Annotated in this window: 15 protein-coding genes; 2 read left to right on the forward strand and 13 right to left on the reverse strand. The window is 41.5% G+C overall.

Annotated elements, in window-relative coordinates:
• Nucleotides 1–2: 2 nt before the first annotated feature.
• A complete protein-coding gene (locus DW182_RS04900) occupies nt 3–3,326 on the reverse strand; it encodes a DUF5107 domain-containing protein (protein ID WP_118294864.1) in 3,324 nt (1,107 codons plus the stop codon).
• Nucleotides 3,327–3,424: 98 nt separating this feature from the next.
• Entirely contained in the window at nt 3,425–4,810 is a 1,386-nt protein-coding gene (locus DW182_RS04905; RefSeq protein ID WP_007661862.1) for a sugar porter family MFS transporter, read from the reverse strand.
• Between the two features lie 183 nt (nt 4,811–4,993).
• On the opposite strand from DW182_RS04905, the gene DW182_RS04910 reads away from it, so the two are divergent.
• Nucleotides 4,994–5,872 (forward strand): AraC family transcriptional regulator, encoded by an 879-nt coding sequence (locus tag DW182_RS04910; protein WP_118294865.1) that lies wholly within the window; start codon nt 4,994–4,996, stop codon nt 5,870–5,872.
• 302 nt (nt 5,873–6,174) lie between these two features.
• Here DW182_RS04910 and DW182_RS04915 read toward each other — a convergent pair whose 3' ends face one another.
• Nucleotides 6,175–8,688 carry a YfhO family protein gene (locus DW182_RS04915; protein ID WP_118294982.1) on the reverse strand — a complete coding sequence of 838 codons (2,514 nt, stop codon included), beginning with the start codon at nt 8,686–8,688 and terminating at the stop codon, nt 6,175–6,177.
• Nucleotides 8,689–8,801: 113 nt separating this feature from the next.
• Nucleotides 8,802–10,220 (reverse strand): adenosylhomocysteinase, encoded by a 1,419-nt coding sequence (gene ahcY / locus DW182_RS04920; protein WP_199678548.1) that lies wholly within the window; start codon nt 10,218–10,220, stop codon nt 8,802–8,804.
• A 171-nt stretch (nt 10,221–10,391) separates the two neighbouring features.
• Between ahcY and DW182_RS04925 the strand changes: the two genes are divergently transcribed.
• Nucleotides 10,392–11,564 (forward strand): PAS domain-containing sensor histidine kinase, encoded by a 1,173-nt coding sequence (locus DW182_RS04925; protein ID WP_115502327.1) that lies wholly within the window; start codon nt 10,392–10,394, stop codon nt 11,562–11,564.
• Nucleotides 11,565–11,639: 75 nt separating this feature from the next.
• Here the strand turns inward: DW182_RS04925 and DW182_RS04930 are convergent, their stop codons facing one another.
• The 9 genes from DW182_RS04930 to DW182_RS04970 form a co-directional block, all read right to left on the reverse strand.
• Complete coding sequence (locus DW182_RS04930) at nt 11,640–13,286, reverse strand: AMP-binding protein (RefSeq protein WP_118294867.1); 1,647 nt, start codon at nt 13,284–13,286, stop codon at nt 11,640–11,642.
• Between the two features lie 104 nt (nt 13,287–13,390).
• On the reverse strand, nt 13,391–13,966 hold the full coding sequence (locus DW182_RS04935; protein ID WP_007661869.1) for a helix-turn-helix domain-containing protein: 576 nt from the start codon (nt 13,964–13,966) through the stop codon (nt 13,391–13,393).
• Nucleotides 13,967–14,377: 411 nt separating this feature from the next.
• Nucleotides 14,378–15,673, reverse strand: a complete 1,296-nt coding sequence (locus DW182_RS04940; RefSeq protein ID WP_044533997.1) for an acetylxylan esterase — start codon at nt 15,671–15,673, stop codon at nt 14,378–14,380.
• Between the two features lie 23 nt (nt 15,674–15,696).
• On the reverse strand, nt 15,697–16,605 hold the full coding sequence (locus tag DW182_RS04945; RefSeq protein ID WP_007661871.1) for a glycerophosphodiester phosphodiesterase family protein: 909 nt from the start codon (nt 16,603–16,605) through the stop codon (nt 15,697–15,699).
• 85 nt (nt 16,606–16,690) lie between these two features.
• Nucleotides 16,691–19,171 carry a glycoside hydrolase N-terminal domain-containing protein gene (locus DW182_RS04950; RefSeq protein WP_007661872.1) on the reverse strand — a complete coding sequence of 827 codons (2,481 nt, stop codon included), beginning with the start codon at nt 19,169–19,171 and terminating at the stop codon, nt 16,691–16,693.
• Nucleotides 19,172–19,185: 14 nt separating this feature from the next.
• Nucleotides 19,186–21,438, reverse strand: coding sequence for a glycoside hydrolase family 97 catalytic domain-containing protein (locus tag DW182_RS04955; protein ID WP_007661873.1), 2,253 nt, complete (start codon nt 21,436–21,438; stop codon nt 19,186–19,188).
• Between the two features lie 19 nt (nt 21,439–21,457).
• Nucleotides 21,458–23,629 (reverse strand): TIM-barrel domain-containing protein, encoded by a 2,172-nt coding sequence (locus DW182_RS04960; RefSeq protein ID WP_233564080.1) that lies wholly within the window; start codon nt 23,627–23,629, stop codon nt 21,458–21,460.
• Between the two features lie 52 nt (nt 23,630–23,681).
• Entirely contained in the window at nt 23,682–24,377 is a 696-nt protein-coding gene (locus tag DW182_RS04965; RefSeq protein WP_233564081.1) for a DUF4998 domain-containing protein, read from the reverse strand.
• Between the two features lie 5 nt (nt 24,378–24,382).
• Nucleotides 24,383–25,603 carry a DUF5000 domain-containing lipoprotein gene (locus tag DW182_RS04970; protein WP_007661883.1) on the reverse strand — a complete coding sequence of 407 codons (1,221 nt, stop codon included), beginning with the start codon at nt 25,601–25,603 and terminating at the stop codon, nt 24,383–24,385.
• Between the last annotated feature and the right edge of the window lie 5 nt (nt 25,604–25,608).

Genomic DNA, 25,608 nt, shown 5'->3' on the forward strand with positions numbered 1-25,608 from the left:
AATCACATCCTGAACACTTGTTTATTCACATCAAGTCTTTTCACCTTTTCATAATATTCTTCTGCTAATTCTTCCTCTCCTATACCACTATATCCTAATGCCATAACATAATAGCAATGAACCTTGTTACGTACATTCAGGTCATCCTCCCAGATCGCAAGCTCTGGTAAGGATACTGCGAAATAATCGATTTTGCATTCATCGAAGAGATGCTTCTTGCCGTGGTCTATCAGCTTGTTGAAGCGGCTACGTGCTTTGCTCTCTTCTCCTAATGCCCTCCAGGCAAGTCCTTGATAGAAAATCTTGTCAGGTTGTTGGTCATTGTAATAGAATGCTTGTTGAGGCTCGCTGGAACCTTGTGTTGCTTTCATTAAGTATTTTATGGATTCGGCTTCGTTGCCCAGCTTTTGGTAGGCTATTCCTTTATAGTAGTCTACCTCATTCTCTTCGGCGTTGATCAGTTTACCCTCACCTAAATTATGCGGATAATGATCTGTCTCTTTTAAAAGACTGATGGCTTCAAGATATCGCTTTTCCTTAATAGCTTTTTGGGCAAGTTCTACCCGACAGAGAATATATTGCCCTGTAACTTTACCTTCGCCACCTTCCCACGGATGGAACTTCCGTGCGGCTATCAGTTCTCTTGCCTTTTCATAGTTGCCTAATTGATTATAGAGGGTTATTCGTTCTATGCATAAGTCATCCCGCTGTGCCACCAGTTCCAAATGTGCCTCTAGAAAGGTCAGGCGTTCTGCATGGGCTCGTCCCATTTTCTTATATAGTTGATCCAGCTCCATAAAGATGCGTGAGTCCGTTTGGTCCAGTTCAAATGCTTTCTCCAACAATCGGCATGCTTCTTCTTTCCTGCCTTTTTTGTTGTAATAAGCCAATGAAAGGTTGCGCAGAGCTGTAGGGAACTGATTATTTATCTCTACTGATTTCTCCCAGCATACAGTAGCTTCTTCATAACGGCGGTGTGCATACCAGAAGTTCCCCAGATAATAAGGAGCCTTGAAATCCTCTGGATTCATCTTCATAGCATCTGTCAGTACATTGACTTCATCGATTCTGTTTGGAAAACACTTGTCAGGAGATAGGCTTTGTGCCTTCTTATACCATTTCTGGGCTGTTTCTTTATCTCCTGCCATTGATGCAAAGTATCCTAACATATAAGCAGCTATTGGATAAATATTGGTTTGTTCGTCTATATAAGTATGCATAATCCGGGAAGCTTCTTCATACATTCCTGCGGATGAAAAATCAAATGCATATTCAATATAGTTGTGTACACTACCGTTGAGGATACTTAGCATTTCCTGCAATTCTACCGGATTGCTTTCAATGAAATATTTTTCAAATCGGCATCCCAAATTAAACTTATCGACAATCAATGATTCCTCAATAAATTTCAAGGCTTCTTCAGTCTTTCCTGAATGTCTCAGGATAGAAGCTTTTAACTGGCGTGCTTTATGATTATGCCAGTTGTGGATGAGAGCCAGATCTATATGTTCCAAAGCGGCAGTCCAATTCTCTCTGATACAATCTATCTGTGCCACACCAAAGTAGCCTGCATCTCTCCAAGCCGCATTCCATGTGGCTTTATAATAGGCACTATATGCATCATCATACTTACCCTGCATCTTCAGGCTCCACCCCAGATTATAATAGGGTTCTCCATCATAAGGATTAGGATTACGCTCTGTTAATGTTTTTATGGCTGTACGGAAATACTGTTCAGCTTCTTCAAATTTACCTCGGCGCATATTCAGCAACCCTACGGCATTATTGCAACGTATATCTCCCGGTTCTCTTTCCAATGCTTCCATGTAGTAAGCCATTGGGTCATAGGTCGCATGCCGATATTGCTCCAGATGTAACCCAGTCAGGAATAATTGCTCTATGGAAGCTATCTCCTTGGGTTGTTTGGCTGCCTTAGCAGCATCCGGAGTTGGTTTTATTTCAGGCTTATCAGCTTTATATTTCAAAAGTAGTTTGCCACTGTTATCATACAAGGATAAAATAAGGTTTTCGGGTAACTCTTCTGTTATATTTATCTGACTTTTAAAGATATTTTCTGGCGAAAGTGTGGTTATTTTGTCAAATAACACCTTTCCTGTTATATCTTTTAATTCTATTTTGATGTTTTCTTGCTTACCGGTTGCATATACAATGATGTGTGCGGTGTTATCTGCAACATCCAGATTCAAAATGAAATCTTTGGTCGCATTCTTTACATATCCCACTTCACTATATGGCAGGAAGTATTGCTTCCATGACTTTTCCTCATAAGGTTGTAACCATGTGAAGTCAGGCTGATTATCTGTATAAACACCTGTCATCAATTCGATGTAAGGACCATCTTCATCAGTAAGGTTTCTGTCCCATGCAATACCAAAATCACCATTTCCCCAAGTCCATTGTTTCTTTCCTGGTGAGAGGTGATGATCGGCTACATGTAATAATCCTGCCTGTATATGTTCTTCATATCCGCCTACAAAGTCATAGCGTGATTTAATGGCCATGTATGAAGTGGGAACAGGGATATTCTTATATTTGGAAATATCGACACCTTCCGAATAGTCCTGTTTGTAATATATGCCTGTAGCTATAGGAAAATTGGATACATCTCTTTTCCCATGATCGAAAACAGCATGTACATCGGGTGGAAAAACCGAGTGATAGTGGTCGTTCACAACAACGGCAGGGTTCGCCCACCAAAGGAAAGTTTGGGGGAACGGAGTTCGGTTATAAACCTTCACATTAATTTCCAGATAAGCTTTGTCCGGATGAAGTGTGAATCCCTGCATCCCTTTCGTATTGAACATACGCTCTACTTCATTGCACCAGACCGTTTTACTACCGTCTGCATTTTCTTCAATCATACAGTCGGTAGGTAAGTATGTACTTGGACGATGATGCTGAGGCCAGTTGAATTCAATTCCGCCTGATATCCAAGGACCGGTCAAACCTACTAAGGCTGGTTTAATGACTTGGTTGTAGTAGACAAAGTGACGTTTCTTCACTTTGTCATAAGCCATTTGTACTCGCCCTCCCAATTCCGGCAAGATCATAATTTTAAGGTATTCGTTTTCAAGGAAGTAGGCCTGATAGTCTTTTTCTTTTTTCTCGTCGCATATCTTTTCTACGACAGGATAAGGGTAAACTACTCCTGAACTTCCTTGATAAACACGCTTTTCCAGAAAGATGGGATTTTTTTCTTCCTCTCCGATTTCATAAGTCGGAAGTTTGATTGTTTCTTTCCAAACTTTCACAATTCCTTTTTCTGAGAGGGTCGGTTTAATTAAATATTCTGTAATTTTCTCCATAAGGTATTTATTGTTTTTTTAGACAATAAGGGTAAGTTAAGCGATGATTTCTTGTCATCGTTTAAGTAAGATGTAATTCAATAAATGATATGTTGTTTTTAACTAGTTAATTCTTTCTCAATGCTTTCCAGTGATTTTCCTTTTGTTTCGGGTAATTTGATTTTGATGAATACAAATCCGAGAATACAGATGATTCCGTACAACCAGAAAGTACCATAGGCACCTAATCCGGAATTTAATAAAGGGAATGTATATGTCAGTACAAAACAAGCTGCCCAAAGAGAGAAGGTGGATACTGCCATTGCCATACCACGGATACGGTTTGGGAAGATCTCAGATAATACGACCCATGTAACGGGAGCAAGTGTCATTGCATAGCATGCTATAGCTAATACAACCATAATTAGTACGGCCATTCCGGTTATATTGAGGTAGTAACATATGCCCATGATGATATAAATGATGGCAAGCCCTGAAGCTCCGAATAACATAAGGGAGCGTCTTCCCAACTTATCTACAGTGTACATACCTACAAAAGTGAATATTACGTTCGTCACTCCTGTTACTACAATATTGAATAGGATATCAGAAACACCGTAACCTGCAGCTGCAAAGATTTCCTGGGCATAATTAAACACTACGTTTAGTCCGCACCACTGCTGGAAGGCTGCAATAACGATGCCTATTAATAATATTCCCGGTATCTTGCCTTGAAAAAGCAGGCGGATATTTAACTTCTCTTTGGTGACATTTATAACTGTTTTAATGCTTTCAATTTCTTTTTTGGCATATTCTTTTCCACCTATGTGGCTCAAGATATTTTCAGCTTTACCGTATTGTAATTTTGTAGCCAGCCAACGGGGACTTTCGGGAATGAAGAATATAAGGATAAAAAAGAGTCCCGAAGGTACTACTTCTGCCCAGAACATCCAACGCCATCCCATTTGCCCATTCCATGTTTCCAGAATATTTTCGCCGGGAACTACCGGGTCAGCGATCAACCAGTTGACGAACTGGGCTGCCAGAATACCTAATACGATTGTCAATTGATTGATCGATACAAACTTCCCTCGTACATGGCTGGGTGATACCTCGGCTATATACATGGGAGATAAGTTGGAAGCAATGCCGATGCCAATACCACCGAATATGCGGTAAAAGATAAACCAATTGAGGTCATTGACAGCTCCTGTACCTATTGCAGAAACGGTAAAAGTGATAGCTGCTATTATCATCAAAGGTTTGCGCCCATATTTATCAGATAAGCTACCTGCAATTGTTACCCCTATTAAACAGCCGAGAATGGCACTGCCCATGACCCATCCCTGCATACCGGGAGAATTCTCAATTGCAAAGAAGATTTCATAGAATGGTTTGGCACCTCCAATGACTACCCAATCGTATCCGAAGAGTAGCCCTCCCATGGCAGATACCAGCGAAATAAGTAATAGGTAAAAATTGTTGCTAAATGGTTTTGTTTTCATGATATACGATTTATTGTATGGCAAATGTATGCCATTAAACTTAATAAAAAAATGCAGATTGTTATCAATTTAATGTATAATCTTATTATATTTATGGCTGTAAATGCTTGAATGTATTGCTTGAATAAGCATTCATGTAAAATACTATGATATATATGTAAAATACTACCAAAATCAGATACTATGGAAAAGGTTGCAGAAGGTTTTAAAGGAGAGAAGGCTATCGTTACACCTTATAATATACGTAACCTTCAACGAGAGAATAATATTACAAAACAATTATTCGTCAGTCATATTGGATACTATCCTCATGCAGAAAATCATTTTAGGGAAAGGGAAAAAGGGACTAACGAGAATATCTTTATATATTGTGAGAGTGGTTGCGGTTGGGTTAGTTATAAAGGTGAGAAGTATATCCTGACTAAAAATCAGGCTTTTATATTACCGGCTAATGAGCAACATGCATATGGAGCGGACGAAGTGAATCCCTGGAGTATCTATTGGCTACATTTCTGTGGCGAGGGCGTGGCTATGTTCTCCTCTATAATAGGTAAGGCTATATCTTTGGAGGAGTCGGATAAGAGCCGTTATGATGATCGCTTTCAACTATTTGAAGAAATGTATCAGAACTTGGAAATGGGATATAGTCCTGAGAACTTGGAATATGTTAGCTTTTGCCTGATGCATTTTCTGGCTTCTTTGAAGTATATTAATCAGTTCAGAGAAATAAAGAAGGTGAGAGAAACGGATTTTATACAGAAGAGCATTTCCTTTATGAAAGAGAATATGGAGAATAAGATTACGCTGGAGGATATAGCTCAGCATGTGGGCTATTCCGCATCTCATTTCAGTGCATTGTTTTCGGAGAGAACTTCTTATGCTCCAATGGAATATTATAACCAATTAAAAATTCAACGTGCTTGTTCGTTCTTGCAATTCTCCGATCTAAAAATCAAAGAGATTGCTTTCCGTCTAGGGTACTACGATCAATTCCATTTCTCGAAAGCTTTTAATAAAGAGATGGAAATTACTCCTAAAGAATATAGGAGGAGATATAAATAACCCGTTGGCGGGATTAGAGGCTGTCAGCATCCTGTCAGAGTCGTATCAGAGAGGAATCAAATCCCTATTTGCTCCGTACCATCTTCGGATAGAGGTACTTCTGACCGAATTTACTACGGAGTTGGTACGGATCGGATACTGCCCAAACCCGGTCCTGGTCTCTATTCGGGCACGGGGAGGAGGCCGTTAATTCCGCCAACGGGTATAAATAACTTCGGATATAATGTGAAATGCGCCCTAAAAGTTTGCTACAGACTTTTAAGGCGCATTTTGTAATAAAGAAAAATTAGTTTTGCTAGGCTTTAGCTTTTGGAAGAGCTTAACCTCTTTTTATATGCAATCACCATTATCATAATACCTATCACCATTAGAGCCAGTGCTGCATAAGCAATACCTTCTGTTACATGCAAGCTCTTCGGATCAAAGCGCATTTCAATGGTGTGTTTTCCAGCAGGTACATACATGGAGCGCAGGATATAGTCTGCACGGGCAATGTCGGCAGGTTCTCCGTCGATGGTAGCTATCCAGCCATCCGGATAATAGATTTCGGAGAATACGACTACACCATCCTTTGAATTATTTGTTTCATAAACCAGACGGTTCGGTTCGTAATTCGTCAGGCGTACGCTGGAAAGGCTGTCTTTATGAACGGTGGTAACACCTTTCAGAATATCTTTGAAGCGTGTATCTACTACGGCAGTTTCCGTTGGAAGTATAGTATTCAATGCATCTATTTCCTGATTTGCATTATCCACATATTCCACTTTATCTACGAACCATGCATTGCCGTAAGCATACGGGTTTTCGATAGGCACTGTCTGTCCTTGTCCGGCAGGAAAGATGAAATACTTCGTATTCAGCATGTTCAGGATGCGGAATTTGGAAGCATCTACGCTGTCCATTTCTCCGCCTGCGGTGGCAATAACCCGATAGGTGGCTTGCATTTCAGGAGAAATGTGCCGTTCGATCATCTCCTGATAACGACGCAACTTGGCAGCATGATATCCGCCCACACTCTTGTGCCAGTAGGAAGTATTATTCTCGTTGAATGCATCTCCGGAGAAATTCAGTACACGGTAGTTCGGATCAGTGTCCTGCAGGATGATTTCGTCAGCTTTCGTTTTTTTGAAAGTATCAACTTGGGTAGAACGTGGAACGAATTGATCATCGTGCAGATAGCGCTTGTTGACTCCCCACATATCGATCACGCAAAGAATGGCAATGCCTGCAATAATATAGGGTCTCTTTAATTTTCCACTATAGTAAAGCCACAACAGTGCACAACCAATTACGATAATAATAAAGCTACGCAGTGCATCGGCACTAACCATTGCAGCACGCATTTCCGCCATATTAGAGAGGATGCCGGACAACTCGTTTGCAGGAATCATTTGCTGATTGACCGCATTCTGTAGCATTTGTGCTTCCTTTGCAGGGATGAAAGTTGAGCTGAAAGCTCCGGGAATAATGGCTAATATCAAGGCTACGCCGGCAGTAAGTGCCAAGCTGACACCTATAAACTTCATCTTCTTCTTGAGTATCTCTGGTTCATCCAGAATCTTTTTCAGCGCAAAGATAGCTAGTAGTGGAATTGTAAATTCTGCAATAACGAGAATGGACGATACGGCACGGAACTTGCTATACATAGGTATATAGTCGATGAAGAAATCAGTCAGTGGCATGAAGTTCTTGCCCCATGAAAGAACAATGGAGAAGAATGTAGCTCCGACTAATGCCCATTTCAATGGACCTTTGACTATAAAACAACCCAAGATAAAGAGGAAGAGTACAAAAGCACCTACATATACAGGACCTGAGGTCATCGGCTGGTCACCAAAGTATTGGGGTAATTGCTGGTATAGTCCGGAATAGGTTGGATTGGCTTTTTCCATGGCTGTCTCATTCAGGATGAGAGGTACGGAGGCACCACCTTTAAAGTTAGGCACTAACAAGGTCCAGGTTTCGCCGATACCATAGCTCCATTGAGTGATGTAGTCACGATCCAGTCCGCTACTGGTTTGTTTGGCTGCATCACCGGTTTCTACAAGCTCGCTTTTACCGCGCATGGTTTCTTTGCTGTACTGGTAAGTGTGATACAGGTTTGATAGATTGACGGATATGCCAATCAATGCAGCTACTACAAGCACACCGCTAGCTTTAAAGAATTGTGGCAAGGTCTTGTTGCGCCATGCATCTTCAAAATAGGCTCCTGCAATGAAGAGGATGACGAACAGGAAGTAATAACTCATCTGTACGTGGTTCGACAGAATCTGCAGGGCAATGAACAATGCTGTAACGATACCTCCTGCCAGATATTTACCCCGGTATGCCAGTACGATACCTGCTATCGTGGGCGGTATATACGCCAGTGTGATAAACTTCCAGATGTGTCCGGCAGATATCAGAATGAAGAAGTAGGACGAGAATGCCCACATTAATCCGCCTAACCCTGCCAGCCATGTAGGTATGCCGAATGCACGCAGCAGGATGAAGAAGCCCAGCATCAGAATAAACGTCAGGTTGACATATGTGGGTAAAAATAGTCGGTACACTTTCTGCACCCATGTCAGCGGTTGAGTTGAATCGTAGCTGGGGGCTATCTGGTAAGTCGGCATACCACCGAATAAGGAGTTAGTCCAGCGCGTATACTCACCGGTTTCCTGGCGATACAAGCTTGCTTCTTGTCCGGCACCTGCACCGGCAGCCGTGTCATGTTGGAAAAGAATGCGGTCTTCTATATCCGCCGGAAAGAAGTAGGCGAACGAAAGTACTGCAAACGTAAGAATGACCAGGAGGTCAGGGAGGAGCTTTTTCATAAAAACGAAGTCTTTATGAAATGAAGAATGAAGAATGAAAAATGAAAAATTACCATGCGGCATTACAGCGCAGCCAATTCTTCATTCTTCATTCTTCATTCTTCATTTCGTTATTAATAGCGATAGTGTTCGGCTTTATACGGTCCGTCTACAGTTACACCGATATAGGCAGCTTGCTCGGGAGTCAGCTTCGTCAGCTTCACACCGATTTTCTCAAGGTGCAGACGTGCTACCTCTTCATCAAGGTGCTTAGGCAAACGGTAAACACTGGTTTCATACTTCTTGTTGAACAACTCAATCTGAGCTAATGTCTGGTTGGTGAATGAGTTACTCATAACGAATGACGGGTGACCGGTAGCACAACCCAGGTTCACCAGACGACCATCGGCTAATAGAATAATGCTGTGTCCGTCGGGGAAATAATAGCGGTCTACCTGTGGCTTGATATTCACACATTTGATGCCGGGGTAATGCTTAAGAGCATCCACTTGGATTTCATTGTCGAAGTGGCCGATATTGCAGACAATTGCCTGGTCTTTCATCTTCTCCATGTGATCGATGCGGATGATGTCGATATTGCCTGTTGTAGTAACAAAGATATTACCTTGTGTACAAGCCTCTTCCATAGTTACTACCTCGAAGCCTTCCATTGCAGCTTGCAGGGCGCAGATCGGGTCTACTTCCGTAACCAGTACACGGGCACCGTATGAACGCATGGAATGTGAACATCCCTTACCTACATCGCCATAACCGCAAACCACTACTACTTTACCGGCAATCATTACATCTGTGGCACGTTTGATACCATCGGCCAAAGATTCACGGCAACCATAAAGATTATCGAATTTAGACTTCGTCACTGAGTCGTTCACATTGAATGCCGGGAACAGCAATTTTCCTTCTTCCTGCATTTGATACAAACGGTGTACACCTGTCGTAGTTTCTTCTGAAACGCCACGCATTTCGGCAGCTACGCGATGCCAACGGGTAGGATCTGCAGCCAATACACACTTCAGGATAGCATTCAGTTCTATTTCATCTTCCGCATGGACTTCTTTATCCAGAATAGAGGCAGTGCTTTCGGCTTCGTACCCTACGTGTATCATCATGGTAGCGTCACCGCCATCGTCAACGATTACCGTAGGACCTTTGCCGCCGGGGAAGTTCAACGCCTGAAGCGTACACCACCAGTAATCAGCCAGTGTTTCACCTTTCCAGGCAAATACGGGAACACCACTTGCAGCGATAGCAGCAGCAGCATGGTCTTGAGTCGAATATATGTTACATGAGCACCAGCGTACTTCGGCGCCCAGTGCCACGAGGGTTTCAATCAGTACCGCCGTCTGGATGGTCATATGCAGGGAACCCATTATACGAGCACCTTTCAACGGTTTTGTTTCTCCATACTTTTCGCGAAGAGCCATAAGGCCGGGCATTTCTTGTTCTGCCAGATCGATTTCCTTGCGACCGAAGTCGGCAAGCGTAATGTCTGCCACCGTGTAGGGCAGAGTAGAGAATAATTCTTTAGACATATTAATTAATGATTTAAAATAAAAAGTGATGCAAAGATAGAACATTCTGATTAGTAGGGCAAAAGCTATTGGTTTTTTTTAAATAAAAGCTCGCAATATATGTTGATATAATTGAAAAGAATAGTATATTTGTTGCCCGAATGTAACACTCAACAACATATCGGCCTTGAAATGAAGGACTATAAAGATAAAACAAAAGAAGAACTACTGGAGATTATCCGGAAATTAGAGGAGCAATTGGAAAATCGTACTCTTCCGGATTCTTCATGCCAGGATGAAGACTTGGAGCGCTTCCGTAAGCAATACGGTAAAGAAATTCTGGACGCTATCCCGGATATGTTGACTGTTTTTGATTATAATCTGGATTATATAGAACTACTGTCCTCTCCTGATACCAATCATGTAGAGGGATTATCCGGTGAGGATAAGTCACATCCTAATCTGAAAGATATAGTACCGGAATCAGAATACCGCAAAATCCGGGCGAATATGGAGAAAGTGATGCGTACCGATTGTCCCAGCATAGGAGAACATTCATTGTGGTTTGAAGGAGAGATGCATCATTATGAAAATCTGGTATGTCCTTTGGGAGATAAATATTTATTATGTATGTGCCGGGATGTGACGAGCCGGGTGAATGCGCTACGTGAACTGGCGGCTGCCCGTGTAAAGGCTGAAGAGTCCGATCGATTAAAATCTGCGTTTCTTTCAAATATGAGTCATGAAATCCGTACTCCATTGAATGCGATTGTTGGATTTTCAAGGTTGGTTATTGATCCGGGGCACGAAGGAGACAAGGAGGATTATTGCAATATTATCGAGAAAAATTCGGAATTGTTGTTGTGTTTGTTTAATGATATTCTGGACTTGTCTGAAATGGAATCAGGGACTTTGGAATTTGTTCGTGAGAAGGTGAACCTTTATCATGCTTGCCTTGAAGAATATGACAGTCATCGGTTGAAAGTAAATAAAGGTGTGATTTTGATACTGGACGATGTGGATGAGGAGTTGTGTGTGATGGGAGATCGAATGCGCATTATGCAGGTATTGATGAATCTGTTGAGTAATGCTGCTAAATTTACTCCTACCGGAGAAATACATTTTGGTTATCAGTTACGCGGCAATATTGTACAGTTCTACGTAAAAGATACGGGTATTGGTATTCCTGCCAACCGGGTGGCGAAGATTTTCGAACGCTTCGGCAAGATTAATAACTTTGCACAAGGCACCGGGCTGGGGCTGACTGTTTCCCGTATGTTGGTGGAACGGATGGGTGGACGCATTTGGGTACGTTCCGGCGAAGGAATAGGAACGACATTCTTCTTTACGCTACCGCTGGGATAATTGAGGATTACGAAATTAAACATAAAAAACAGGCTGCACTATTAAGTTGCAGCCTGTTTCTTTATGTTGAATTTTTTAGATTATCTCGATTCCTTGTTCCTTGCAAAGTTGTAATCCTACATCTTTCAATTTGAACTTCTGTATCTTACCACTTCCCGTCATTGGGAATTCGTCAATGAAGAATACATATTTCGGTATCTTGTAACGAGAGATCTTGCCTGTGCAGAAGTCGCGTACATCCGATTCGTGTATATCTGCCCCTTCCTTCAGTATGATGAAAGCACCTACTTCTTCACCATATTTTTTTGATGGAATTCCGGCAACTTGTACGTCCTTCACGCCTTCCAGTTTATAAAGGAATTCTTCTATTTCACGTGGGTAGATATTCTCGCCACCACGGATAATCATATCTTTGATGCGTCCCGTGATACGATAGTTACCATCTTCATCTTTTACTCCGAGGTCACCGGAATGGAGGAAGCCGTTCTTATCAATGACTTCGGCCGTGGCTTGCGGATTCTTGTAGTACCCTTTCATATTGTTATAGCCCCGGTTACACATTTCACCTTGTACACCTACCGGGCATTCTTCTCCGGTTTCAGGATCGATAACCATGACTTCGGTATGTTCAAAATCATGTCCTACAGTATTGCAACGCACATCGAATGGGTCGTCAATGCGTGAGGCTGTCATACCCGGCGATGTTTCTGTCAAACCATATACACTCGTAACTTTCATATACATCTTTTCTTCCACCTGTTTCATCAGTTCCACAGGGCAGAGCGAACCTGCCATGATGCCTGTGCGCAGGCTGGACATATCGAACATATCGAACATGGGATGATGCAACTCAGCAATAAACATGGTGGGCACACCGTATAGAGCTGTGCAGCGTTCTTTATGTATAGAGGCAAGAACTACTAGCGGGTTGAAGCGCTCTACCATGACTTCCGTGCAACCGTGAGTCAGACAGTTCATTGTGGCAAGCACTACACCGAAACAGTGGAACAGAGGTACACAGACACATAGTTTGTCATTGGCTGTGAACTTCATATGCTCTCCCGTCAGATAACCATTATTGGTAATGTTATAGTGGGTGAGCATAACTCCTTTCGGAAAACCGGTGGTACCTGATGTGTATTGCATATTTACCACATCATGGCAGGTTACCTGACTTTTCAGATTATTCAGACATTCGTCTTCCACATTGTTACCCAGTAGGAGAATTTCAGCCGTATTGTACATACCACGATGTTTCTCCTGGCCTACGTAAACAACGTTGCGCATGTGTGGGAAACGTTTGCTTTTCAGGTGTCCGCGTTCGCAGTTTTTCAATTCCGGCAGCATGGTATATGTCATTTGCACGAAGTCGCTGTCCTTTTCACCGTTCACGATGCAGAGGGTATGCATATCTGAATTTTGGCACAAGTATTCCAGTTCGGCTTGTTTGTAATTGGTGTTTACGGTTACATAGACGGCACCGATTTTGGCACAGGCATACAGTAGCGTAAGCCAGTCGGGGACGTTGGCAGCCCATATACCTACATGGGTTCCGCGTTCTACACCAATAGAGATTAGTCCTTTCGCCATGTCGTCTACCCGTCGGTTGAACTGGCTCCAGGTGAAGCGCAGGTTGCGGTCGGAATAAACAATGTATTCTTTATCGGGCGTAGTCTCTGCCCAGTGCTCCAGCCATTGGCCGAGTGTTCTTTCGTAAAGCATAAATGAAGTGATAATATTATAAAAGTGATAGGATGGTAAGATGGTATGGTGATAAGATTAGAATAGTAATCCTATCATTCTACCATCTTACCATCCTACCATCCTTAAATGGGTGTATAGATTACTGCAAGAATTTTTGCTGCTTTGCCTTCGTAAGCATGCACGTGGTGCGGAACGATGGAGTCATAATAGATGCTGTCTCCTTCTTCAAGCAAGTATGTATTTTTGCCATAACTGATTTCCATAATACCTTCCATAACCATAATAAACTCTTCACCTTCGTGTGAGGAGAGTACGAAATCGCTGTCTTCCGTAGCGGCTACGTCGATGATGAAAGGTTCCATGTGGCGGTCTGCTTTCGACTTGGACAGGGAATGATATTCCATGTGCTTGCGGCTCTGGATAGCATTGTTAGAGAAACTAATGGTGTCCTTGGATTCCGTTTTGCGGCAGATAGCAGGACCTGTTTCGTCCTGGTCGTCAAGGAAAGTTCCCAAGCGTACACCTAGTACGCGGGCTATCTTGATGAGTGGAGCCAATGAAGGCAAATCGATGTTGTTTTCAATGCGTTCAATCTGTTCTACGGCTAATCCGGAACGTTCGGCCAACTGCTCAATACTGATTGACTGGCTTTCACGGAGCGACTTGATTTTTTCTCCGACAATCTTGCTTGTATCCATAATTGATAATGTTTTTCGCCTATTAGGTTATAAATTGTATTGTTAAACTGCAAAAATAAAACAAACTTTTACTTGATGCAACAATCCGTGCGGAAAAGTTTTCATCTGTGAGAAGAAAGAGAAGGGATTTGTCATTATTGGCTTTTGTTCTTTTTCTCTTTTGATTTTTACCTTCTTCGCGTTTTCTTCGCTTCTATAGTGGAAAGAAAATAGCGAAGTTGGTACGAGGAAGGTACGAAGAGGGTATGACGCAAGTATAGTTTAAGTGTGATGTAGTTTCGATTGGTCTGTTTTTCAGATTGAAAAAATATATTTCCAGTTTAATACGATGTTAGGGCTGACTTATCCAGCCAGCCCTAAAAAGAAAACAGTCTCAAATCCTCGTAAAATTAATACCTATGCATAATTTCTTTATTGATTAACCTGAAGATGAGTATAGATCCAAGCTTTTGCTTTAGGCCATAATTCCGGATAACTAAAATGTCCGGCCTCCTCCATTATTTCTAATACTTTTGGGGCTGTAATCGTGTTATATGCTGAATACATAGAAGTGGGCGGGCATGTCATATCGTTATATCCCAGATAATAGAATCCTGGAACTTTTATTTTACGGGCAAAGTTTACGACATCATAGTAAGGTGTATTTTTGGTTTTTTGTTTCAAGATCTCCGGACTCTCTGTTGAATTCCGGAAGAGGTGAGGCCAACCCCCGGCCCGACCATGTACATAGCCGTTTAAATCACAGAGAGCCGGGTAGAAGGAAACCAAACCTTTTATGCGCGGATCTAAAGCAGCAGTAACAATAGCTAATGCACCGCCTTGACTGCCTCCATACACGATCAGATTTTCTCCATCGAATTCATCCATTGAAAAAATATAGTCTGCTGCACGGACACATCCTATATAAACCCGTTTAAAATAAATTTCATCCCTATTGTCCCAATTCATATATTGATATTGGTTCAATCCTCCATATAGTAAATTATTATAGATGACCAGATCCATCGTGACAGGGACTCCATGAATTCCTATTTCAAGTGTAATCAAGCCGTCTTCTGCTTCTGCAATCATCCCATTGTAAGGACGTATCCCTGCGCCCGGTACGCGTAGTACTGCTGGATATTTACCTGGTGCCTTAGGAATGCACAGTATGCCATAAAGCCGGCTTCCTATACGGTAATTCTGTATATTAACTTCATACACATTAACCTTTCCTGTACATCTTTCCGGGAGTAAACGTAGCCGTGAATCGATGGGTATTTTGGAGTTTTCTGATTTCGCTTTCTCCCAAAAAGCTTCAAAGTCAGTAGGCAAAGTAGTGGTGGGCTTTATGTCCTCGGGTGCAAATGCGGCTGTTGCATATCCGCTGTATGTCTTATCTTCGTGTTTAGTCCATACCCGGCAACGCATAAATCCAGGGATATTCATGGTGCTTCCATTAATTGTTAGTTCTCCGTTTTTTAATTTCACACTTTCTTTTTTCAGTGGAGGCATCATGTCATACGAAAGTTCGTAATAGGCATCTGCATTTTGCAACGGAATATTGTTCTTTGTTATCCTGATATTGAACTTTACGGTTTCTCCCGGTTTATACAGCCAGTCTGTATGGTCGGGAGAAACAAATACTTTTATCATCTGCTCTTTTGGCTGAGACCATAAGGTGATTACGATAAAAAGTAAACTGATGGTGGATAGTAATTTTTTCATTTTTTTGATGGGATTATTATGTACTACATATTTTTGTTTTTCAGATATTTAATTAAAAATTCCGGTACATCCGTCTGGATGATACGTGCATTTAATGTATCGATCAGGTATCCGTATTCTTTGTCGGGATCTCTCAAACCCATATCGTCATCATGTCCACCGGACATTGTATCCCACAATGTGTTGTACCAGATAAGACAGTTCCCTTTTAACCGTTTGCCCATTTCTTTGGGTAATGTATTTGTATCGGATACATAGGAGAACTCAAAAGCAAGCGGAGGATATTTTTTCATGTAATCTTCAATCATTTGCTGTGCATTGGCTTTATCCAGATTAATCACAGGCATAAAAATAACTTTGTCCAGGTATTTACCAAATTCTTTTTTTACCTGTTCCACAGGCTGACTACCTTTCATGATGATCTGTTTGGTCGTTCCTGTTTTTTTCAATAACTCATATACTTCATCAAACAAGGGGTAGGCTTTGTCCAGGTTTATCATAATCTTATCTTTTGCCAGGAGTAATGCCTCTTCCAATGTTGGTACGGTATGCCTTGTATGTATGCCTAAACCATTTCTTAGTTTCAGCTTTTTGACATCATCCAAAGTCTGATCGCTTATTTTACCATGTCCCGTAGTTGTTCTGTCCAATGTGTTATCGTGCATAAGTATGAGATGCCCGTCTTTGGTTTTTTGGATGTCGATTTCTACCACATCACATCCCATTTTGATGACGTTCTCAATGGCAGCCAATGAATTCTCCGGTGCATACCGCCAATCTCCCCGATGGGCGACTACCAATACAGAATTATTATTGGGATTCAGTAATTCGTCCCGTATTTCGTCTACTTTGCTTTTGTTCTGAGCTGTGATCTCATATTGAAAGGACAAACAAAACAGACAGATAATAGCGATAATGTGTTTTCTTTTCATAGATTCTTTGTTTTATAATGAAACGATTTTAAATTAAAATAATTGTTCTACAGATTATAATATATTAATTGTAGATGTAGCTACTTTATTGGCAATAGAAAATATATTCTTCTCCAGGTTGAGTCAATAAATCATATTCGATCGTATCGGGTATCTTCGAAGAGGCTAATACGACTTCTGAGGATATGATTGGAGGAGGGGTTTCATATACCTTGTAGTAAGGGTTAGGATTGTCGCCTTGAGCCTTTACTAAATTTGCCTCACCGACAACTTGTAACGGAGTGGAGGTGCGTATCCTCAGGTTACCTCCTAAGTTAGACTTTATTTTTATAGTCTTTACCTGTCCGTTTTTCCATTCAATGTCTGTTAAGAAACCACCCCTTGCTTTTAATCCTTGGATTATACCATTTCTCCAAGCGCTAGGGAGTGCCGGAAGTATGTGGAGAGCTCCATCATGGCTTTGTAACAACATTTCGGCTATACCGGCCGTACACCCGAAATTACCATCAATCTGAAAAGGAGGATGCGCGTCCAGTAGATTAGGATAAGTTCCTCCACCGTCATATTCCGTATTTTTATCTCCGGTTAATCGCAGTTGTTCTGTTATGAGCTTATATGCTCTGTCACCATCCATGAAACGGGCCCATAGACAAACTTTCCATCCCATTGACCATCCTGTAGATGCGTCTCCTCTGTGATTTAAAGAGTTACGTGCAGCATTGAATAAATCAGGTGTCCTGTACGGTGAAATCTGGTTTCCGGGAAATAATCCATATAAGTGTGAGATATGGCGGTGCTTGTCATTAGGATCATCCAAATCATGCATCCATTCCTGTAGCTGACTGTAACGACCTATTTGCATTGGAGGTATCCGTGTACGGATTTGTCTTAAAGTATCAGCGAAATGCTGATCTCTTTCTAATATTTCAGTTGCGGATATGAGATTAGAAAATAGTTCGAACATTAGTTGATTATCCATTGTAACTCCGGCAGTATTTGTAAGTTTATTCTTTTTGTCGAAAGTATTTTCCGGAGAGCTGGATGGGGCAATAACCAGCCAATGGTGTTCCGGTTCTTCAACTGCAAAATCAAGTAAGAAAAGGGCGGCTCCCTTCATAATGGGATAGACCTCTTCCAAATATGTCTTGTCGCCGGAGTAGAGAAAATGTTCCCATAGATGTCTTGACAGCCAGGCGCCACAGGTAGGCCACATTCCTGGGCCGGATCTGTCTACAGCACCGGTAGTTCGCCATAGGTCGGTATTGTGATGTAACATCCAGCCCCGGGCTCCATACATGATTTTGGCAGTATGTCCACCTGTCACAGCCAGTTCTTTGATCATTTGTATTAAAGGTTCATGTAATTCGCTGAGATTGGTGATTTCTGTCGGCCAATAGTTCATTTCCAGATTGATATTGGTGGTGTATTTGCTATCCCAGGCAGGTTTCATCCTCTCATTCCATATTCCTTGTAAGTTTGCCGGTTGTGTTCCGGGTTGTGAACAAGAAATTAACAGATAACGTCCGAATTGGAAATAAAGTGCTGCCAAATTCGGGTCTTTGCCTTGAGCGAATTCGGCGATACGAACATCTGTTGTCTTTTGAATTGCTTCAGTGACATCTAGTTTGAATTTCACCCGATTGAAGTAATCTCTATAGTAGTCCATATGGTCTGTTTTCAGTTTTGCATAATCTTTTTGAGTTGCATGCTGAAGATATGATTTCACCTTTTGATCCGGATTACCACTCAGATTAGCATAATTTACAAAATTTGTTGCTATGGAGACGTAAATTGTTACGGCATCAGCATTGGATACGGTTATTCTGGAGGCTTCCGTTTTCATTTGCCCTTTCTCTGGTACGATTTTTACCAAAGTGCTAAATGATATTTTGCCCTCTAAACCTTCGTGCCCTTCCGTAGAACCTTGTAGCGAAAGGCCGTTTTCTAATGTTATTGTCTGGCTTTTTTGAGGGCTATTCAACTCTGCCGAAAAAACAATTTTACCTTTCCGGGATGCGGTCAGGTGTATTACGATAACTTGATCGGTGAATGACGTAAATATTTCCCGTTGATATTCGACATCATTGACTGTATAGCGTGTTTTGGCTATGGCGGATTCTATATCCAGTTCACGGTAGTAGTTTTTTGCCGTTTCATGTCCCGGGAAGGTGAGGTTGAGGTCTCCTACAGGTTGGTAGATCATTCCGTGGTTCGTTTTTGATATGACTTTCTCATCTACCAGTTTCTGTGCTTCTTTGTATTTACCCTGAAAAATAAGTTTCCTGATATCAGGAATTGCATTTAGAGCATCTGGGTTCGAGTTACTGTTTGGTTCTCCTGTCCAGACCGTTTCTTCATTCAATTGTATCTTTTCTTTCGTGATACCACCGAATACCATAGCACCGATGCGTCCGTTTCCTATAGGTAAGGCTTCTTCCCATTTTTCTGCCGGTTGATCATACCACAGTCGCCAGATTGTTGTATCCGGATTGTTCTGACAGGACAAAAGAGAGGTTATACAATAGGAGAGTAAAATGATGTTGGCTATTCTTTTGTAATTTTTCATTTGAAAATATATTGTTATTTTACGATAAGTAATTTTTCATCAACAAAGCTTTCTGCCCGTGCCTTGAGTATATATGTTCCTGCTTGCAAAGGCATTGCTATGGAAGTGGTTAATCCTGTTGCCTGGGTCTTTTTCAGACTGATTCCACAGAGGTCATAGACCTCTATGGTGGCTTTGTTTAATAACTCTTGTCCGATATCCAGTTTCACGGATATTGTTTCACCGGTATTCGATGGGTTGGGATAAGCATTCATTTTCATGGAACTCTTTTCCGATACTAATTGGTGGGTGTGGACACCTTCGGTGGTTATGACAAAACCTCCATAAGCTTTTACCGGTATAGATAGTTGATTTGTAATATCTTCATCTTTGACGATAAAACGTCCTTTTTCTTTTCCATCTGTTATGATCCTTATTCTTTTATCTTTAGGTAGAAAGGACAAATCCATCTGCATTTCCCGTTCTTTGTTCATACCGTTGATTCCTCCGATATACCAGTTATCAGCTTTTCTTCTGGCTATGATAACATAGTCTCCTGGATAACCATCAACCAATTTGGTTTCATCCCATGCTACCGGTATCTTCTCAAGAAACGTTCGGGCTTCTGCTTGTAATCCTGCATAGACGCTTCGGTTGTCGGCGAAGTTTTGTATGCCGGATTCAAAAATGACGGAGAGCGCCAGTTGATGTCCGTAGGTGGTAATGTTTTGAGATTCTACTCCGTTATATATCTTATTGGAAAAAGTGACAGGGGTATAATCCATTGAACCTACTACATTCCGGGTAAAAGGAATCGTTGCATTATGCTCCGGAGCTTTGTTGCAGGCATTCTGATTCGTGAAACTTTCAGCTCCTTTTACAGCTTCAGTGGTCATTAGGTTAGGATAAGTTCGTTCCAGCCCGCGGGGCAGAGTAGCCCCATGAAAATTTACCATAATTTTTCGTTGCGCTGTCTCTTCCAGGAAAGTTTTATACATCTGTATAATTCCTTGTTTGTCGGTATCGAAGAAGTCAATTTTGACACCTTTTACTCCCCAGGATTGTATTTTATCCAATTCAGCATTTCTGCTTTTCGGATCGGACATCAGATTCCATATGTCGATGGTCTCGGTTGGTTTGCCGGCACCGGAGTGATACCATAACCAGATTCCTATATTCTTATTTTGAGCATATTGCATGATATAGTTCAATTCGTTCTCTGCCATCCGATGCCATCCTGCATCCAGCAATATATATTCCCAGCCCATACTGGCAGCAAAATTGATATATTCTATTTGTTTCAGGTATTCGTAAGTGGAGGGAGCATCCGACCACCAACTCCATGCAGAGCGTCCGGGTTTAATCCAGTCTGTTTCTGTAATGACACATGGAGGATTCAGGTTTTGTATAATGTTTGTTTCTACTATATTCGATAGCTGATCACCTATGATGACTACTCTCCAGGGAGTGGACCATGGTAGTGTCGATATAGGTTCGGGATCATCTTCTATGATGGCTTCATCTTTCTCTGCAAATGCTACCGTATACAAGCCACTTTCGTCATTCTTTATATGTGTGGCGCAATAGGTACCGTCCAGGGTTGCTTCTGTTATCATTATCCAATGCCCGTTGGTGTTAAACAATAAGGGATATGCCCAGCCTTGTTTGTAAGGAGAATAACTTCCGATAGCTATACCACTTCTGCAATACTGCTCATAACTTGGCTTTAACCGAGAATTCCAATCGTACGGATGTATCCAGGCTTTTCCCTCAGTTGGCAGTTTGAAACCTGTACTTTCTTTAATTACTTTATGGGATTTGGAATTGTTTTCAGGGAAATGATAACGAAAAGCAATTCCATCGTTGTAAGCCCTCAGAATGAGTTCGACCACTTTGCCATTAGAATTCCTGAATTGATAGATTTGTTCGTTTGCCAGATTATGGCAGAGCGATCTTTTCCCGGATTTTAATTCATATTCTTCATCGATAAGGCTAACCTCATTTTGGGAACAGAATTGAAGACCCGAAGAAAACTTTTCATCTTCTCTGTCAATACCTAAAGGGGAGGGCAGCAATATTTGTTTGCCATTATTGACTACATAATATAAGAGTTTGCCGAATTCTTTATCTAAGGAAAGCACAAACTCTATTTGGCTGTCGGGAGATAATAGTTTCCATTCGGATGATTTTTCTAATATGGCTTCATGCACGGTATTCTTTGCTATGCCCTTATATTGGAAGATGGAGCATATTAGAATAGTGAAGATAAATATAAATTGCTTTTTCATAAGTTTCTATTTTTTGTAGTTACTTTGTTTCTTCGGAAGACATGAACCGAAACCTATAGTCGCTGAATGACCATACTTTTGAGTTTTCCGGGATGATGACAATACCTCTCTTTCCACCTTTTGTGTCAGTATCTACTTTTAATGATATCCAGGTACATTCTCCTTTTTCATAATTGTATGTTTCCCCATCATCATCGTACAGATTGTAGTTGGACGTTTTCTCTCCATAGTGCCGTATTTCCAATGGATATTGCCTGTTCTCCAATTCCGTAATAGCTGGCCATAAAGGAATGATACCACCATCTTTTACGTATACCGGTATCCTGTCTAACCCGGGGCTTACTGTGATAATTTCTCCTTCACCAGCCAACTTGCCGGTATAGAAATCATACCATTTGCCTTTTGGAAGTATGACACGGCGTTCGGTTTCTCCGGTAAAAAGGGGCGCTACCAATAAATATTCACCGACCATGAATTGGTCTTTGGCCTCTTTCTTCAATGCCATTGCATAGGGATTTGCAGTTGCATCAAGTTTACCTTCTTCCAGCTTACTTTCTTCCTGATAACCTTCTTCCAGGTTCATGGCGCGTACAGGCGGTATTCCCTTAAAAGCATAATTGGCAAAAGTTGTGTATAAATAAGGTATCAGTTGCATCCTTAGTTTGGCAATATCATTAACTTGTTGTGTCACTTCAGGAAAGCTCCAGGGCTTGGTACCATCTGCCCAGGCATCGAGCATGGCAATAGGTGAGAAACAGACGGTCTGCATCCTTCTTAACCATTCTTCTGCGGTTTGGGAGGCTCTGACTTCCGGTGTCCATAAAATACCTATGAAAGAGCTGTTTATTAGGGCAGTGATAAAATCTTTGTGATTGTAATAATCATTATAGATTACATATGGGAAGGAGGAGGTGCCTGCATTACCGGATCTCACCAGCCCATAAGTACGTTTATTTTGTTTATGATACATTCGGACGGTTATATTTTGTAAAAGTGATCCGTATATTTGCCGGATTTGTTCGGCTGCATTTCCGGATGGGAAAGTTGCCACATCAGGCCATAGCCAATAGTCGTAGCCATCATTTTCATCTAGTTTGTAACCACTGACACCTATATCCAGTTGATTTTTCTTGAAATGATTATCAGCGATTTGTTGTGCCTCAGGCAGGGTGTAATCAGGTACGATACCACACCAGACAGAATGAGAGGCTGTATAGGGTTCCATTTTCTCATAAAGTTCTGTTGCGGGCGATATATATGGATTAATCCATACATTGGTTTTAATATGCTTGTCATTTAGACTTTTAACGAAACCAGCCGGATCGGGAAAGCGTGTGGTGTCCCATTCGTAAGAGCAAGGGTAAGCGTGTGACATCCATCCGGGTTCTAAGCCGATAACAGTTAGTGGAAATTCTCTTTTTTTGAATTCTTCTACTTCCGACATTACCTGTTTATCAGAATATAGAGTGGGAGTACGGTGCCAAAAGCCTAATCCCCAACGGGGAGGGAGTGCTCCTCCTCCGTTGTAGAGATTAAACCGTTGTACAGCTTCCAACATAGTCGGTCCTGCAAACAATAAAATTTCGACTCCTTCTGCCGGTATCAGAAATTCCATATTGTCCGAATAAGGACGGCTGCTCCAGCGAGGGTCGGTATTTCTGTCACGGGCAATTGGCGGATTCTTACTGTCTTTACGTACACCTGTTCCAATCCATGCGTCAATGTAACGTGCAGAATTAATCAAGGCTCCGTATCCTTTGGACGATACAAAGAAGGGAACCGGAGCTTGTGTTCTTCCGTCGTCCCGTCCGCTATAGTGGTCGGTATGTAGCCTCATTACGCGTCCCCGTTGTTCAACGGTTTTGAAGTTCAACCCCAAACCGAAAATCTTTTCATCTTTTTCCAGTGGAAAGCGGATGTAGGTTTTCCCATCGATAATTTTGAATTCTATTGCTTCTGCTGCAACAGGAGAAGCAGCTTTTCCTATCTTTCGGATTGCCTCGTCCCGTGGAGTAATATCCAATTCACTCAATAGATTGACTATCTCCGGTTTTCCTGCTGATATTTTCCATATTCCTGCATTTATCTGTTCAATCTTGACTGTTGTATCCGAAGAATTACAGGCTGTGATCGTAAAGAACAGGTAGAATAAAAAACAAGAACTCATTATCATTTTTACTATTCGAGTCATAATATGAATTGAGGTTTGGGGTTGCATATTCAGTTATTCAGTTTCATGTAAATCAGGGGAACTCATATCCTTTAGGCAAGGCATCAATAATATCGAGTCCATTGGCTGGCAGATGAGATGAAACTACTTCCAGAATTTCACCGGAGCGGATACCGGATAATGTGGTTTCCATTTCGGTATTTTCTATTCGCAGCTTTTTCTCTGTCGGGTTGTCGGGATCAGAGAAATCCAGGTACTTTATGGTCGTATATTGGATAGTCTGGTCTTCTATAGGATACCAAGAAACTTTTGTACTGTTACCGGAAATATCGGATATGTCTTCAACACTTCTGTTACGAAGAGTCTGAATAAGTTTATCTCCATATATTTCGACGGATTGCTCTACGTATAGTGATTGGTGACCATCATCGTCTTTTGTTGCGAATTCAAAAATATATGCTCCCTCCGGCAAATTCACTATTGTTTCCATAGGAAGCTTTCCGGCAGTAGTACGGTTCACTTGTACGATGGTGGAATCATTTCTTTCATTCCAGTAAAGGACTACCTTGGTTACGCGTGGATCGGAATTGATCTCCCAAGTAAACCTTACGCGGTTATTTCCGGGATATGTTTTTAATGAATCGATAACCCCGGTATAAATAATTTCCCCTTTTTTAAGGTATTCTTCATGCAGACTATTCATGTCGTCACATGCTATAAGGGAAATAAATGAATAAATTAAGACGGTAATTTTGATTATTGCTTTCATATCTGTCATTCATTTATGTCGTTAATTCTGTCATCTCCATAGAATGTAATCTCGCTAATGTGCAGCGCATTGCTTCCTGACCAATTGCTTTTCATTGCAAAACGTACATACCGTACCCTCTGTTTTTCAATGGGTACCATAAATTCAAATCCTGCTTCGGCGTAGGCTATATCTTCGTTTGTGACAGACGGGTTATCCTCTCCCGAAGGCTTGAATGTTTCATAATCGCCTAAAAGTTCCCAGTCGTTTTTCCATTCTTCAGACCAGTAATTTTCCTGCATCCCTTTTTTATAGTTGCGGCTTCCCCATACTTCGAACGTCTTGATGTTATGATTCTTATAGACGTTGTTACCTAAACGGTGCCATAACTTAAATCGGCTTAGTGTAGCTTCTACTCCCAGGTCGATGGTAAAGTATAGCGGTATTTTCTGGTTAGGGTCGTTTTGCTTCGTATGCCAGCCATTGTTTCCGACAACGCCATCAAATAATTTTGAGAATAGCCAGCCGGAACTATAGTCTGTATTATTATCTACAGGCAATACTTCTCTCTTATGCTTAGATTTGTCTAATTCTTTCTCGAAAAGTGGAGTGAATGCCGCTTTCAGGGTATCGGATATATTTCCCCATTTGTCTGTGATGGTAAAAGCGAATATCCGTTCGGATGAGTCATAACCGCGGAAAGAGTAACTACCATCTTTCTGGTTAGTATAGAACGTTTCTCCTTCTTCAAAGATGCCTTTTTCGTTTGTGGCATAAATAGTGAAGCCTATTTCTACTTTATTCTCATTATTCCAGGTGATATTAATGCCGCCAAAATCGGCTTTGAGCCCCATTGAAGTAAAGATATTGTGGATAGGAGGGATACCCGGTGTGAAAGATGCTTTTACAGGGGTAGATGTGTTCTCACTATGGTCGACGGTATATAAGGTGATATCCACCGGATTGGTGTTGCCAAGTCCTTCTATTATCATGTAATTATTATATACAGAAGCACGGGTGATACGTCTTTCACCTTGAAATAAATATTCTCCTTTTACATAAGAGATATCCGTTTCTTGCGGTAGTTCGTAGCTGATTTTGGCTCCACCGGGAAGACTTTCAACTGACACATTGCTAATGGGTTGAGGCGGAATATTATCTGTTGGAGTCTGCCCGATCTTTTCTTCATCACAAGATGTAATGCTGACTATTAGAAGGGCCATTATTGTAAAAAATATCTTTTTCATACTAT

Origin of the sequence: Bacteroides sp. AM16-24 (assembly GCF_003471885.1) — a bacterium.
In the GTDB taxonomy this organism is placed as follows: Bacteria; Bacteroidota; Bacteroidia; order Bacteroidales; family Bacteroidaceae; genus Bacteroides.